Origin of the sequence: Thermoanaerobacterium aotearoense, from assembly GCF_009905255.1 — a bacterium.
GTDB classification, from domain to species: Bacteria; Bacillota; Thermoanaerobacteria; order Thermoanaerobacterales; family Thermoanaerobacteraceae; genus Thermoanaerobacterium; species Thermoanaerobacterium aotearoense.
In genome coordinates, this window is record NZ_CP047602.1 from 380,915 (window position 1) to 394,545 (window position 13,631).

The 13,631-nt window shown below is 35.0% G+C and carries 18 protein-coding genes; 12 read left to right on the forward strand and 6 right to left on the reverse strand.

Annotation, left to right across the window (positions count from 1 at the left end):
• Positions 1-36: 36 nt before the first annotated feature.
• The 3 genes from GSH73_RS01805 to GSH73_RS01815 all read right to left on the reverse strand — a co-directional run bounded on the left by GSH73_RS01805 (position 37) and on the right by GSH73_RS01815 (position 2,952).
• Entirely contained in the window at positions 37-771 is a 735-nt protein-coding gene (locus tag GSH73_RS01805) for a DUF881 domain-containing protein (RefSeq protein ID WP_014757149.1), read from the reverse strand.
• Between the two features lie 250 nt (positions 772-1,021).
• Positions 1,022-2,125: a tyrosine-type recombinase/integrase gene (locus GSH73_RS01810; RefSeq protein WP_014757148.1), complete on the reverse strand. Its 1,104-nt coding sequence runs from the start codon at positions 2,123-2,125 to the stop codon at positions 1,022-1,024.
• Positions 2,126-2,130: 5 nt separating this feature from the next.
• Positions 2,131-2,952 (reverse strand): LexA family transcriptional regulator, encoded by an 822-nt coding sequence (locus GSH73_RS01815; protein WP_014757147.1) that lies wholly within the window; start codon positions 2,950-2,952, stop codon positions 2,131-2,133.
• Positions 2,953-3,177: 225 nt separating this feature from the next.
• Here GSH73_RS01815 and GSH73_RS01820 point away from each other — a divergent pair, with 225 nt between their 5' ends.
• The 3 genes from GSH73_RS01820 to GSH73_RS13655 are packed head-to-tail and all read left to right on the forward strand — an operon-like array spanning position 3,178 to position 4,266.
• Complete coding sequence (locus tag GSH73_RS01820; RefSeq protein ID WP_014757146.1) at positions 3,178-3,408, forward strand: helix-turn-helix domain-containing protein; 231 nt, start codon at positions 3,178-3,180, stop codon at positions 3,406-3,408.
• A gap of 4 nt (positions 3,409-3,412) precedes the next feature.
• The gene (locus GSH73_RS13650; RefSeq protein WP_014757145.1) at positions 3,413-3,901 is read left to right on the forward strand and encodes an SNF2-related protein; all 489 of its coding nucleotides are present in this window, start codon (positions 3,413-3,415) and stop codon (positions 3,899-3,901) included.
• 8 nt (positions 3,902-3,909) lie between these two features.
• A complete protein-coding gene (locus GSH73_RS13655) occupies positions 3,910-4,266 on the forward strand; it encodes an SNF2-related protein (protein WP_014757144.1) in 357 nt (118 codons plus the stop codon).
• A gap of 188 nt (positions 4,267-4,454) precedes the next feature.
• Here GSH73_RS13655 and GSH73_RS01835 read toward each other — a convergent pair whose 3' ends face one another.
• A complete protein-coding gene (locus tag GSH73_RS01835) occupies positions 4,455-4,982 on the reverse strand; it encodes a hypothetical protein (RefSeq protein WP_014757143.1) in 528 nt (175 codons plus the stop codon).
• A 287-nt stretch (positions 4,983-5,269) separates the two neighbouring features.
• Entirely contained in the window at positions 5,270-6,982 is a 1,713-nt protein-coding gene (locus GSH73_RS01840; RefSeq protein ID WP_014757141.1) for an IS1634 family transposase, read from the reverse strand.
• Positions 6,983-7,211: 229 nt separating this feature from the next.
• On the opposite strand from GSH73_RS01840, the gene GSH73_RS01845 reads away from it, so the two are divergent.
• The 6 genes from GSH73_RS01845 to GSH73_RS01870 all read left to right on the forward strand — a co-directional run bounded on the left by GSH73_RS01845 (position 7,212) and on the right by GSH73_RS01870 (position 11,692).
• The gene (locus tag GSH73_RS01845; RefSeq protein ID WP_014757140.1) at positions 7,212-7,553 is read left to right on the forward strand and encodes a hypothetical protein; all 342 of its coding nucleotides are present in this window, start codon (positions 7,212-7,214) and stop codon (positions 7,551-7,553) included.
• Complete coding sequence (locus tag GSH73_RS01850; RefSeq protein WP_014757139.1) at positions 7,546-7,818, forward strand: colicin immunity domain-containing protein; 273 nt, start codon at positions 7,546-7,548, stop codon at positions 7,816-7,818. The genes GSH73_RS01845 and GSH73_RS01850 overlap by 8 nt, the downstream gene beginning before the upstream one ends.
• A 216-nt stretch (positions 7,819-8,034) precedes the next feature.
• Positions 8,035-8,970 carry an L-lactate dehydrogenase gene (locus GSH73_RS01855; RefSeq protein WP_014757138.1) on the forward strand — a complete coding sequence of 312 codons (936 nt, stop codon included), beginning with the start codon at positions 8,035-8,037 and terminating at the stop codon, positions 8,968-8,970.
• A 96-nt stretch (positions 8,971-9,066) separates the two neighbouring features.
• On the forward strand, positions 9,067-9,528 hold the full coding sequence (locus GSH73_RS01860; RefSeq protein WP_014757136.1) for a hypothetical protein: 462 nt from the start codon (positions 9,067-9,069) through the stop codon (positions 9,526-9,528).
• Positions 9,525-10,601, forward strand: coding sequence for an FAD-dependent oxidoreductase (locus GSH73_RS01865; RefSeq protein WP_014757135.1), 1,077 nt, complete (start codon positions 9,525-9,527; stop codon positions 10,599-10,601). The genes GSH73_RS01860 and GSH73_RS01865 overlap by 4 nt, the downstream gene beginning before the upstream one ends.
• Before the next feature lie 35 nt (positions 10,602-10,636).
• On the forward strand, positions 10,637-11,692 hold the full coding sequence (locus GSH73_RS01870) for an NAD(P)/FAD-dependent oxidoreductase (RefSeq protein WP_014757134.1): 1,056 nt from the start codon (positions 10,637-10,639) through the stop codon (positions 11,690-11,692).
• A 37-nt stretch (positions 11,693-11,729) separates the two neighbouring features.
• Here GSH73_RS01870 and GSH73_RS01875 read toward each other — a convergent pair whose 3' ends face one another.
• A complete protein-coding gene (locus GSH73_RS01875; protein WP_014757133.1) occupies positions 11,730-12,158 on the reverse strand; it encodes a PPC domain-containing DNA-binding protein in 429 nt (142 codons plus the stop codon).
• A 148-nt stretch (positions 12,159-12,306) separates the two neighbouring features.
• Here GSH73_RS01875 and GSH73_RS01880 point away from each other — a divergent pair, with 148 nt between their 5' ends.
• The 3 genes from GSH73_RS01880 (at position 12,307) to GSH73_RS01890 (ending at position 13,607) form a co-directional block, all read left to right on the forward strand.
• Positions 12,307-12,657 carry a LysM peptidoglycan-binding domain-containing protein gene (locus GSH73_RS01880; protein WP_014757132.1) on the forward strand — a complete coding sequence of 117 codons (351 nt, stop codon included), beginning with the start codon at positions 12,307-12,309 and terminating at the stop codon, positions 12,655-12,657.
• Positions 12,658-12,809: 152 nt separating this feature from the next.
• Positions 12,810-13,043, forward strand: a complete 234-nt coding sequence (locus tag GSH73_RS01885) for a type II toxin-antitoxin system Phd/YefM family antitoxin (RefSeq protein ID WP_014757131.1) — start codon at positions 12,810-12,812, stop codon at positions 13,041-13,043.
• 138 nt (positions 13,044-13,181) lie between these two features.
• On the forward strand, positions 13,182-13,607 hold the full coding sequence (locus tag GSH73_RS01890; RefSeq protein WP_038068416.1) for a type II toxin-antitoxin system VapC family toxin: 426 nt from the start codon (positions 13,182-13,184) through the stop codon (positions 13,605-13,607).
• The last annotated feature ends 24 nt before the right edge of the window (positions 13,608-13,631 follow it).

The following is a 13,631-nucleotide window of genomic DNA, read 5'->3' on the forward strand; positions in this document are numbered from 1 at the left end:
CTATCTTAATAAAATGTATTAAGGTAAGAGGCAAGTTTAATTTGTAGCTTTAGCGTATTTTAAGTTTATTGGATCTGTGTAGGCAGGGACTACGATGCTTTTAGATGTCTGTATGTCCACTTTTATCCCATAATATTTAAGAGTATCTACAATGCCGCCTTTGAGATTTAATGAAGCTTCTAATGTGTCAGGGTTTCCAATCGCCTTTATGACGTATGGAGGAGCATATCTTGTAGAATTTATGTTGATGGTAGGACCTACACACCTTATTTCAGATGTAGCTATAAGCCTTTGGTCATTTATAGATATGGCTTCAGCTCCACCTGCTTTTAGCTCATTTACTACTTTTATCAGGTCTTCATCGTGTACCAAAAACATATTTGGGTCTTCTCCATCTTTTGGCTGAAGGTCGCTGTCGTTTAAAGTGACTATGACTCCTGGACCAGTCATGGCAGTAAAACCTGCAAGCTCTTTGTATTTTTCTACATCTTGCGACAGAGCATTTAAAGTCGCCTCATATTTTGATGATGAGCTGTTTAATTCATCAAGCTTTTTATTGAGATCTGCTACTTGCTGTTTTAAGGCATTTCTTTCATCAGTCATGTTCTGCAGTTCGCTGCTTAGCTCATCAACATTTACGCTGCTTCCGCGAGATGTATCTGCTGCAGTCTTTACACTGCCTTGTATAGTCTTAAATTCCATTGATATCATAAAGCCCATTATTAGAAATACCATCACAAAAGAAACAACTTGAAAAACCTTACCCTTCATTTTTTCATCCTCCCCATGGGCTAATATATCCATTTATGAAAACTTCATTTTCATTCTATATATAATAATATCACGTATAAAGATAAAATTTATTAAAAAAATATTAATATTGTGTTACATTATATTAACATTTCATAAACTACTTTCTGAAGTCCGCTATTTAAGCCCTTTCTGGGCTTATTTTACTATTGCAGTAATGGCATGTACTGTTATTTTACTGCAATAATAAAATAAGCCCTTTAGGCTTATTTTACCCATTTTGCAAAAAATTTTTCATTTTATGTTTTGTGTCCTCCATAAGCGTGTTTGTGACATCTGTGTAAATATCCATTGTTGTTTGAAATCTTGCATGACCCAGAAGTCTTTGTGCAGCTTTTGGGTGTACACCACGTTCTGCTAACTTTGTTGCATAAGTGTGGCGTAGCACATGCGGACTTGCGGAGGGCACACCTGCTTCTTCACGAATTTTCTTAAACATCACTGCAATTGTTACAGGGTTCAGTGGTGTTCCTTTAGAAGTAATAAACACAAAATCTGTATTTACATTTATAGCTTTTAGCCAGAGGTCATAAAGCTTTTTGTAATTTTCCATTACTGGCAAAGCATCATCTGGAAGCGGCACAGTCCTATAAGCATTGACTGTTTTTGTATCTGTTTCCATAAAGCTATAATGACCATCTGGTTGACGTGTGTATTGTATTTGACGGTTTACTGTGATTGTTTTGTTTTCAAAGTCAATGTCAGACCATTTCAACCCAAGCAGTTCACCCCGGCGTAAACCAGTGGTCATTGCCAAAACAATGTACGGATAGATAAAATACTTTTTAGCGGTTTCTAAAAATCTGTCCCGTTCCTCTGGTGTAAGGGACTTCCGCTTTTTCAGTTTTGGCATAGGGTGGTTAGTGCCTTCATCTGGGTTTTCTTTTATTATGCGTTGTTTTACAGCTAATTTTAGGGCAGCCTTCACAATTATATAGATATTGTATAGTACCCCTGGTTTATCAATTAAAGAATTATAGAGCATTTGCAATTGTGTTGGTTGTAACTGTTGTACTAAAATACTACCGATAGAGGGGTCGATGTACTTTTGTATTTTCTGGAGATAATTATTATAAGTTGTTTGGCTGATGTTATATTTTTTATACACATCAAGCCATGTATGAACTAATTGTGATACAGTTATTGTGTTTGGGTCAACATATTCCCCAGACAAAGCTTGAAGTTGTAGTTCTCTTATTTTAGTAACAACGTCCTGTTTTCGGCGTCCATACACAGTTTTGCGTTTACCATTGATAGTGTTGTCCAGCCCATGTTCCGTTAGGACGCTGATATATAGTTCCTTCTCCGTTAGCACGACGTTTAGGCATTTAGCTCACCTGCCACTTTGTATGGTCTGGGTTCTTTTAATACAGCTACTACCTTTCCCACAATACGGAATTTATCTGTGAATGGTATCGGTTTATAATCTGGGTTGGCAGGCATGAGAAAATACTGATTGCCTTTCTGCACAAAATACTTGATAGTAACTTCACCTTCCTCAGTGGCTGCTATAACCATATCACCATGTTCTGCCGTTGCGCTGGAGGTAACAAAAACAGTATCTCCGTCATCAATGCCTGCATATATCATGCTATCACCCTTTATGGTGACTGCAAAGTCAACTTCGTAATCTGACGGTGTTACTACCCAATCTGCGATGTTGTCAGTTCCAACACTATTAGGATACCCAGCAGGTATTCTGTTGTCATATAAAGGTACATAGTTTATGGGCTTGCTCTCAAGCAGGATTTTCTTTAAGGTTTCTTTCGCAGTTTCGACTGTTTTTGAAGCTTCATTTAATCTATTGACAAAATTCGGTATTTCATTAAAAGAAGCCTTTGCGATTTCACCTTTAATTTTTTCAAAGCTTTTTACAGCGTTGTTGTAGCTCTCCAATATTGTACTAATGTTTTCATCAGGTGTGCTATTCATTAGCTCACTTTCAGGTATGTTAAAGTAACTTGACAATTTTTGTATTACTTCTCTGCTTGGGTTTCTTTTGCCAGACAAGTATTTGATTATGGTTACTTCTGCCACATCTGCAATTGAAGCTAACTGTTTATTTGTTAGATTGTGCATTTCTTTTAAGCGTCTTAGAGTAATGCTAAAGTTGTTGTTGTTATTGTTATTGTTATTGTTCATCATAAGCCTCCTTTCATAAAATTAAAATTTGTATTTTATGTACTTGGCATACTGTATAATATAGTGTATACTATACATATACAACAGCAATAACAATTATTTGTTTACAGTTTATATTATGTTTTGCGTTCATTGTGTATTATATGCCTCATAATATTTTTTGTCAATAAAATTTATACAACTAATAGTTGTACATAACTAAAGATAAAGGAGGTGCTTATTTACTTGTACAGCTTTGGCAATACACTACGTCATGTACGCACACAGAAAGATATACCACAAAAATTGTTGGCGTACCGTATCGGTGTAGTACAACAAATGATAAGCCTTTTGGAAATAAACAAAAGGCGTTGCCCACCAGACATTGCCGTAGCAGTAGCCAAGGAACTAAATGCACCAGAGCTTTTAATTAGCTATTGCAATGACTGCCCACTACACTGTGTAAAGGAGGGTTGAATTAATGAGGCTTTCACTGAAAGTCCAATCGGATGGCAAAGTTGCAGGTTACTTTGCTGACCAGTTAACAGTTAGAGAAAAGACTAACCTGCAAAGTATTGGTGGCAGATACAATAAGCAATTGCACAAATGGTTTCTGCCACTGGATATTGACATCAATGGTTTGTACGGAATAGCAGATAGTATACAGTTTGACGAAAGTGTTGAAAAGTACCTTCAAGAAAAATCCAGTCAAAGAATTACACTTGCAAAAATCATTTCAGGAGAAACTCCACGATTGAAATATGGCAGTATGTTAGACGACTATCAAAAGGCAGGTGTGGGTTTCCTAATAAATGCTAAACATGCAATACTGGCAGACGATGCTGGGCTTGGAAAAACATTGCAAACAATTGCAGCTTTTCTGGAGATTAATGCCCAAAAGGTATTGGTTGTGACTAAAAAGTCACTCATATACAACTGGGTCTATGAAATGAAAAATGGTTCAATTTAGAAGCACAAGTGTTTACAACCACGTCTAAAACTTTACCAGACAGTAGAGTTATCGTCACAAATTACGAAAGCGTGATGATTAAGCTGGACTGGTTTAAAGATGTTGATTGGGAGGTTGTTGTGTGCGACGAAGATGCTTATATAAAGAATAGAAAAGCAGCCAGAAGTAAGGCAATAGCGACAATAACTAAAGATGTGCCTCATGTATGGTTGTTGACAGCAACACCAATGATAACAATACATCTGAAATATGGCTTTTGCTTCATGTACTTTATCCAGAAAAGTTTACCTCATTCTGGAAGTTCTGTGAGCAGTATTGCTATATGTAAAATGGATATTTTGGTGACTAAGGCACAGAACGAATAATTGCAGTGTACTGCAATTTTACTGCAACCAGAGAATAAACTATATAAACTGTATGAACACAAAAGACAAAAGTTTGGAAGGGAAACCTTGATTTATCAAGGTTTTGAAGGAGGTGATAGTGTAAGACTTTGCCCAAAAATAAATATTAATATTGTGTTACAGATCAGTAATAAATTCATTTTTTTGAATCATTGTTCTTCCTTGTTTACTTTATTTTCTTCAGTCCCATTTTTTAAAGCCAATATTTCTTCCAAATCTTTGTTGTACTTGTCAATTTTAAGCATGGTGCTTTTGTATGCCAATATGTCTTCTTCATTTTTCTGTATGCATTTTATCAAAGATTTTTTCACGCTGTCAAAGAGAGTGTCGTAGCTCATGTAGTCGTGTATGTCTAAATCCTCTATTTTTTCTGTTGCCAATTGGTCATTTTCCACTTTATAAAGGTAAAAGCTTCCGTCTGATTTTAAAATTATTTTTTCGTCTATGCCTTTGTCGTAGATTATGATTCCTTCTCCTGTGGCAAATGTTTTGCCGCTGTAGCTTCTTAATGTTACATTATCATTGGCTATGTATTTTTTTAGTGTCAGCAGTATTTCTTTTACCTCTTTTATGGATTTGCCCAATACTTCCTGCATCTTTTTGCTGGCTTCTTCTTTGTCTTTTTCGCTTTCTGTAAGTCTTTCCATCAATTTTTTTATCTCATCTATATCGCTCATTTAAACTCAATCCTTTCGCAAGACATTCATATACTTACTTCTAATATTCCACTTGTAGTAATTTTTAAACCAACAATCTACGATTTGATACCAAAAAAAAAAAATACAAACCATGCGTCAATAGAAATTGACGGCAGTATATTAAAGCAGTATAATGAATATATGGAAAAACAAAAGGGCAATATAACCTGACTTTTGCAGCAAAAAAGGATAAAAAAAGCCCCTAAGCCCTTTAAAATGAAGGCTTTCGGGCTTTCTGTTTTTGTCAAAAAGTTGTAGTGGAAATGTCATTTTTTTACTTCTCCTAAAATTTTTTTAATCTCTCCTAATGTCATAATCTTTTTCCCAAAATCAATGCCTAATTCTTTACCTATATCTTCAAGAACATCATTATTAAAATCAAACAGATAATAATTTTCTTGTATGTAACTGCAGGATGCTTTTGCTAGACTCTCAAGTATAGCTGAAACAGAATATTTTCCTTTTAATCTATATTCAAGTATTCTCACAATTACAAGTGATATAAAGCATATCAGAAAATGAGCATCAATATGTTCCCTCAGTGATAAATAAACTGGTCTGCTTTCGATATCACTTTTAGTTATCTTAAAAGATTCTTCTATCTTCCAAAGTCCACGGTACATTTCAATAATTTTATCATCAGATTCTTTGTATTCACTAGTAACTATTGCATAATATCCATCAAATTTTTCTTCTTCTTTTAGCCTTTCCTCATCAAATGTTAAATGCTGATGAGCACTTTCTAATATTTCGCCGGTTTCTTCATCAAAAATGAGATTCTTTACATATTTGGAAGCACCGTATGATGTAGCTCTATTGTATTTTGCTGGATTTTTAATTAGGTCTTTTGCTTTCTCTATGGTAGCAGCTCGTTCATATTTTGCTTTTAAAGCATATTCTTCACTATAGAAAATAACCTGTTTTTCATCAACTACCTTTTTCATTTTTTTGCCTTTAGTGGTGGTTACTAATATTTCTCTTGGATAAAGTCTGGATTTTATCTTGAAGCTATCTCCTCTGTGTGTATATCCGTTTTCGTCAAGGACATATTTCTTAAATTCCTTATCTGCACAACGAACAGAATAGCTGAATACATAACCATTACCAGCAGATAAAGTATACCAAATGTTATCGCCAGTGATGATACCTTTATCAGCAACTACAATAATTCTTCCCAAAGAATAATCATGTTGTATTTTCCTTAACATAGGCATAAATGTAGTTTTATCTAGAGCATTGCCAGGAAAAAGTTTATATGTAATAGGTATACCATTGGTGTCCATAAATAATCCCATCTGCACAATTGGATCTGGCCTGTGTTCTTTAGAAACGCCTTTTTTACGCAATTCGTCTTGTTCATCAATTTCAAAATAATAGTTGGTAACATCGTAATAAACCAGATTAGTATTTCGTTCATATAAAGACTTAATATGCTCATGAACCCAAAGTTGCAAAGCATTACTATGTTTGTTAAAAAAAGATAGACATCTGTAGACATCATCCAAAGAAAAATCAAACCTCTCAAAGAATATATCTCTATTCTCATAAGTCTTTTTCTTTGAAGCAGGATACAATAAACGTGAAAATACGAGAAGTTTCATAATAGCATTAGAATCATACTCTTCTTTTGAATGACGCTGCCTGTTTTTCAAAAATTTGTCCAATTCAAGTTCATGATAAATCTTACTAAATGCAGCGTAGCCAAAGTTTTTACGATCATTCGTATTAATCAAAAGTCTTTCATTAGGAGAAAAACTAAGAGTAATTGGAGTCTTTTTCATGGCTTTTTGTTCATTCAATTCTTTAACCTTTTGTTCAAAAAAAGCGATTGGATCATCGTATTGTTTTTGAAGCTCATCGAGGTATCCAAGCGATTCAATAGTAACAGTCCTTGTATGCCCTCTTTCTTTATCACGATATCCATCTGCAATAGATAGGTATATTCTTCCGGAACTGCGTCTACTTTTCTTTAAATACACATTAAACTCCCCCAATAAAATTCAATATAACTATATTATACCACAATCCATAATAATCCGCAACCAAAATATGACAAAAATTTAAAAAAATTTTACCCAAAATCGTTAGTAAAATTGCTGGTTCCGGGTTACGCTACATAAAATTTTGCTGCAAAACTAGGGTAAAAAAAATACAAACCATGCGTCAATAGAAATTGACGGCAGTATATTAAAGCAGTATAATGAATATATGGAAAAACAAAAGGGCAATATAATATTAAAAGGGAAATATAAACCTGAATATAAGGAAAAGTTGCTTAATTTAGCCAAATTTTTTACTGATAATGGCTTTGTTCCTACTGAACATGCATTGAATGAAATACTTGGGAAAACAGCTTCTGGAAGATTGCCAGATGACAAACAGATGTTATTGGATGTATTACAAAATGGTGAAAATTATATTGAACCTAATGGCAATATAGTCAGGTATAAAAATGGCATATCAATACATATCGATAAAGAACATGGCTGGATAATTACTATAACTCCAAGGAAACGAATAGTAAAGGAATGGAGGCGAATTAATGAGTAATGTCGCAATGCAATTAATAGAAATTTGTCGGAAATATGTAAATAATAATTTAAACATAAATGAATTTATCGAAGACTTTCAAGTGCTTTATGAACAAAAGCAAGATTTATTGACAGATGAAGAAATGAGCTTGTTTGATGATATTTATATGGCTTGTGAATACTATGAACAGGATGAAAATATAAGAAATGAATATCACTTGTATATTGGAGAAAATGAATTAAGACAAAAAGTGCAAAAACTTGTAAAAAAGTTAGCAGCATAATAAACCGCTAAGGCATGATAGCTAAAGCGGTATTTTTATGCAATTAAAAGGATGAAATGATATCTGATAAACTGCGAAAAAGTATTTTAGAAAATAACTATAAAGATAATATTTCAAATCAATAAGGACAAAATAAGATTAAAATTTAGACAATTTCATCAAAACTATGTTATAATATTATTAAAGGAAAATACATATTATTTAGGAGGCGATGTAATGAGCAAGGTAGCAATAATAGGATCTGGTTTTGTAGGTGCAACATCGGCATTTACGCTGGCATTAAGTGGGACTGTGACAGATATCGTGCTGGTGGATTTAAACAAGGACAAGGCTATAGGCGATGCACTGGACATAAGCCATGGCATACCGCTAATACAGCCTGTAAATGTGTATGCAGGTGACTACAAAGATGTGAAAGGCGCAGATGTAATAGTTGTGACAGCAGGTGCTGCTCAAAAGCCGGGAGAGACACGGCTTGACCTTGTAAAGAAAAATACAGCCATATTTAAGTCCATGATACCTGAGCTTTTAAAGTACAATGACAAGGCCATATATTTGATTGTGACAAATCCCGTAGATATACTGACGTACGTTACATACAAGATTTCTGGACTTCCATGGGGCAGAGTTTTTGGTTCTGGCACCGTTCTTGACAGCTCAAGGTTTAGATACCTTTTAAGCAAGCACTGCAATATAGATCCGAGAAATGTCCACGGAAGGATAATCGGCGAGCATGGTGACACAGAGTTTGCAGCATGGAGCATAACAAACATATCGGGTATATCATTTAATGAGTACTGCAGCATATGCGGACGCGTCTGCAACACAAATTTCAGAAAGGAAGTAGAAGAAGAAGTCGTAAATGCTGCTTACAAGATAATAGACAAAAAAGGTGCTACATACTATGCTGTGGCAGTTGCAGTAAGAAGGATTGTGGAGTGCATCTTAAGAGATGAAAATTCCATCCTCACAGTATCATCTCCATTAAATGGACAGTACGGCGTGAAAGATGTTTCATTAAGCTTGCCATCTATCGTAGGCAGGAATGGCGTTGCCAGGATTTTGGACTTGCCTTTATCTGACGAAGAAGTGGAGAAGTTTAGGCATTCAGCAAGTGTCATGGCAGATGTCATAAAACAATTAGATATATAATCAAATTATGTTGGGAGGCTTCACATATGTGTGGTGAGGCCTCTTTTTATGTATATAAGGGATGCAATGTGGAAAATCTAATAACGGTGATGCAAAATGCAGAATATGAGCCCGCAAGAGATTATATCGAGTGCCTTTAAGAAGGCTAAAAATTACGAAGATGTGATACACAAAAAGGCAAAAGATTACGGCAAAAACATACCGGATAGTCAAGTTAAAGGAGTATTGAAACAGATAGAGATTACTGCCTTAAACCATGTAGACAAGATTGTCGCTGCTGAAAAGACGATGCAGATAGATTCCCTCGTGAAGAAAAATATGTCTTATGATATGATGGATGCATTGCAGGATATAGAGAAGGATTTGATAAATCAGCAGATGTTCTACAACGAAAATCTAATAAACATAACCAATCCGTATGTGAGGCAGATATTCACTCAGATGAGGGATGATGAGATGCGATTTATCACTATCATACAGCAGAACATAGAATCGTTAAAGTCAAAGCCGACTGAGCCCAACAGCATAGTATATACGACGCCGAGGGAAAATAAATGAAAGTAGCTATTATAGGAGCAGGCTCGGCAGGCTTAACTGCAGCTATAAGGCTTGAATCTTATGGGATAAAGCCTGATATATTTGAGAGAAAATCGAAAGTCGGCGATGCTTTTAACCATGTAGGAGGACTTTTAAATGTCATAAATAGGCCAATAAATGATCCTTTAGAGTATCTAAAAAATAACTTTGATGTAGCTATTGCACCGCTTAACAACATAGACAAGATTGTGATGCATGGGCCAACAGTCACTCGCACAATTAAAGGCAGAAGGCTTGGATACTTTATGCTGAAAGGGCAAGGAGAATTGTCAGTAGAAAGCCAACTATACAAGAAATTAAAGACAAATGTCAATTTTGATGTCCACGCAGACTACAAGAACCTAAAGGAAATTTATGATTATGTCATTGTAGCAACTGGAAATCATCAGATACCAAATGAGTTAGGATGTTGGCAGACGCTTGTTGATACGAGGCTTAAAATTGCTGAGGTAATCGGTAAATTCGACCCGAATGCGCTTATAATGTGGATGAATACAGTCTACTGCAAAAGCGGTTATGTATACCTCGCTCCTTTTGATGATAAAAGGGCCGTTTTAGCGCTTATAGTTCCTTACATCACAAAGGAGGAAATAGACAGGTATTGGGAGACGTTTTTAAAAATAGAGAAGATCGGCTATGACGTAGTAAGTGTGTACGACTATGAGCATATATCAGGCAATGCGTTTCCGCATACATACGAAAACATGTACTTTGTAGGCAATGCAGGAGGGGCCATAGAGCCATTCTTGGGTTTTGGTCAGTTTGCATCAATTTTAGGTGGCGCTTTGGCAGCAAAAAGCATCGCAACAGGTTGCAACTTTGAAAATGAAATGGCGTATCTTACAAATGCAAATTTAAAACTTTTAGAGTTCAGGAAAGCCATCGACACGGTAGATAACGATAAGATAGACAGGCTTATAAAGTTTTTGACAACGCCACTCATAAAGCAGCTTATTTACGATACAAATTTTAACATAGTAAAGTATTCTTCATTCATAATACGGTACGCTGTCAATGAATTATTTAAGTTTTAATGTTGATAAAAACTACATGAAAGGAATTTTAGGCTATGAAAGTTGCCATAATAGGAGCAGGGATATCAGGGCTCGCATGTGCTCATGAGCTTGAAAGACTTGGAATAACGTGTGTGATTTTTGAGAGAAAAAATGCTATAGGGACGATTCAGCCTAACATCGGTTCATTTTTAAACATGGAAGATAGGCCGATTAAAGATCCCGTTTACTACTTTAGGCGTACTTATGGCATATCATTGACGCCTGTTGAGAAGATGACTCAAATCATCATGCATTCTCCAAAGTACACTTCATCAGTAAAAGGAAATCATGGGTATTTCGTCTTGAGAAGCAAAGATGCGGATTCACTTGACAATCAGTTGGCAAGAGGCGTAAAGTCAAAGGTAAACTTTAATGCAGACCCTGATTACAAAGAACTTTCAAGGGAATTTGACTTTGTAGTAGTGGCTACTGGAAATTCTGGGATACTGGAAAAGCTTACAGAGTGGAGAACCACCGTTACTACGTGGATAAAAGGTGCCACAATCTTAGGAAATTTTGAACCACATACGGCAGAGATGTGGTTTAACACTGATTACGCAAGATCTGGGTACGGATACATCATGCCTTTTGATAAGACTAAAGCATCTTTAGGGCTTATAACGACATACTTACAGCACGGTGAATTAGACAGTCTATGGCAGCTTTTTTTAAAAACTGAGAGATTTAGCTATGAGATGGTGGAGACCTATGAATTGGAACTAAATACAGGTATTGCTAAACAGCACAAAATCGACAATGTATATTTCGTTGGAAATGCCGCTGGATTTTTAGATCCACTTTTAGGGCTCGGAGCATTTCACGCTTTAGAAAGCGGTATTTACGCTGCAAGATCAATTGCAACAGGTGAAGACTATGAAAAAATGGTCAAAACTATAACTGATAAAGTACAAATGCTTTCAGATTACAGAGATAAACTGGATAAATTCAGTAACAGCGATTATGACAGAATGGTTAAGATATTAGGCATGCCGCTTATTAGGCATATAGTGTATAATACAAACATAGACGTGATAAAGTACGGGCACACCATGCTGAAGTTTATAAAGTAAAAGCTTAAAAGGCTAAAGTCACCTTTTAAGCTTTTTTTCATAGGTTCCACAGAGATAGTCCTGTGTAGTCGTCATCGACCCTTTCTAAGTTGTTTTCGCCGTAATCTACGATGACAAATTCAGCAGCGAATATTTTTGTGCCTTCCATGAGATGACCGCCAAAGGCATTTCCGTTTTCATCAGCAAGAATTATATGTACATGGGGAAATGGCTTGCCATCTTTTAAGGATATATTTCCTATGGCACTTAGTATTTCCATGTGTTCGTTTTTCTCGATAAATTTGTACTCTTTTGTAGATTGGTTAAAGTAGCCGAAACGAGCCTTTTTTACTGCACCTATAATCCTTATCTCACCAGATCTTATATTCTCATTTGTTATGAAATTTGTTATCTCCTGTAAAAGATCGTTATCGTACTTAAAGCGTCCCATAAACCTTCTTTTCACATCTATATTAATATGACCCATACAAAAACCTCCTTAATTGAATTTATGTGAGCGCTGTCACTGCATTAATTCTCATACATATTATACCACAGCATATTCTGAAAAAATATGTCAATGAGTCTTTTTGTGAATATAATAGTACAAAAATTGAATGAAAGGTTGTGTTACAATGCCGTATTGCCCATCTGGAAGGTATTACACAGTAGAGCCCGGTGATACATTGTGGCTTATATCTCAGAAGATAAATAGACCTGTAGATGACATTATAAGAGTGAATCCTGGCATAGATCCAAATAGATTGATGGTAGGACAAGTAATATGTTTGCCGTCCATAATACCTTATGGCAAAACGACAGAATGCCCAACAGGAATATACTGGGAAGTAGCACCTGGAGATACCCTTTATAAAATCGCAAAAACTGTAGGCACTACTGTCGATAAAATTCTCGCCCTAAACCCATATATAGATCCAAATAACCTTGTAGTAGGGCAAGTGATATGCTTGCCTTCACCAGGATAAAATTAATATGGGCAAAGTAGCATATACATGAGAAAAATTTATTTAAGCTGCAGAGTTAAATTTTAATCATTATATAAATTTTAAAATTAATCAATATATAATTGTATAAATTAATTAATGATTGTATAATGTAATTAGAGGAGGTGCTTTATATGATAGTTAATGCCACAGAATTCAAAACAAGAGCAGGAAAATACTTGGATATTGTGGAAAAAGAGGAGATAATAATAACGCGAAATGGTAAAGAAGTAGCAAAATTAGTGCCTATAAGAAAAGATGGCACTCCAAATGCTGATTTTTTATATGGTTTATTATCAAACTGTGAAAATAAAGATGTAACAAAAGAACAAATTAGAGCTGAAAGGATAAATGAGAAATACAAATAATCTTACCTAAATGGCGAGCCGCTGTAAGTGAATTTGTGAAAAATACAAGTTTTGCTGTATAGATAGACAAAGAGAGGGGGTAAAGCACATTCATCTCCATAGATAATATTGCATGATTGGAGATGAATGTGCAAATTGATGAAAATATTGATTGATACGAATGTTATACTTGATGTATTGCTAAAAAGAGAGCCTTTTGCTAAGGATGCATATACTATATTTAAAATGGCAGATGAAAAGGTCGTAACAGCATATATATCTGCATTTGCAGTTACGGATATATATTATTTTATCAATAAAAATCTCAATCATGATACTTGTATAAAAGCCATTAAAGCATTATTTAATATCATGAATGTGGTAAGTGTAGCAAAGCAAGATATAGAAAAAGCGATGGCCCTTTCAGAATTTAATGATTTAGAAGATGCCTTACAACTACAATCGTTAAAAAAGATTAAAGGCAATTTTATAGTAACGAGAGATGAAAAATTTCAAAAGTTGACTGATAAGGCAATTTCACCTGGAGATTTTGTACAAAGGGCACTAAAAAGTTTTAAAGATTAAAGTTGCCAAAATAAATTTTCAAAT

Bases quoted from the DNA above. Each gene is read 5' to 3' on its own strand.
- GSH73_RS13650 (WP_014757145.1), top strand. From the start codon at position 3,413: ATGAGGCTTTCACTGAAAGTCCAATCGGATGGCAAAGTTGCAGGTTAC.
- GSH73_RS01815 (WP_014757147.1), bottom strand. From the start codon at position 2,952: ATGAACAATAACAATAACAATAACAACAACAACTTTAGCATTACTCTA.
- GSH73_RS01885 (WP_014757131.1), top strand. From the start codon at position 12,810: ATGATAGTTAATGCCACAGAATTCAAAACAAGAGCAGGAAAATACTTG.
- GSH73_RS01880 (WP_014757132.1), top strand. From the start codon at position 12,307: ATGCCGTATTGCCCATCTGGAAGGTATTACACAGTAGAGCCCGGTGAT.
- GSH73_RS01855 (WP_014757138.1), top strand. From the start codon at position 8,035: ATGAGCAAGGTAGCAATAATAGGATCTGGTTTTGTAGGTGCAACATCG.
- GSH73_RS01845 (WP_014757140.1), top strand. From the start codon at position 7,212: ATGGAAAAACAAAAGGGCAATATAATATTAAAAGGGAAATATAAACCT.
- GSH73_RS01890 (WP_038068416.1), top strand. From the start codon at position 13,182: ATGAAAATATTGATTGATACGAATGTTATACTTGATGTATTGCTAAAA.
- GSH73_RS01875 (WP_014757133.1), bottom strand. From the start codon at position 12,158: ATGGGTCATATTAATATAGATGTGAAAAGAAGGTTTATGGGACGCTTT.
- GSH73_RS01865 (WP_014757135.1), top strand. From the start codon at position 9,525: ATGAAAGTAGCTATTATAGGAGCAGGCTCGGCAGGCTTAACTGCAGCT.
- GSH73_RS01860 (WP_014757136.1), top strand. From the start codon at position 9,067: ATGCAGAATATGAGCCCGCAAGAGATTATATCGAGTGCCTTTAAGAAG.
- GSH73_RS01805 (WP_014757149.1), bottom strand. From the start codon at position 771: ATGAAGGGTAAGGTTTTTCAAGTTGTTTCTTTTGTGATGGTATTTCTA.
- GSH73_RS01835 (WP_014757143.1), bottom strand. From the start codon at position 4,982: ATGAGCGATATAGATGAGATAAAAAAATTGATGGAAAGACTTACAGAA.
- GSH73_RS01850 (WP_014757139.1), top strand. From the start codon at position 7,546: ATGAGTAATGTCGCAATGCAATTAATAGAAATTTGTCGGAAATATGTA.
- GSH73_RS01870 (WP_014757134.1), top strand. From the start codon at position 10,637: ATGAAAGTTGCCATAATAGGAGCAGGGATATCAGGGCTCGCATGTGCT.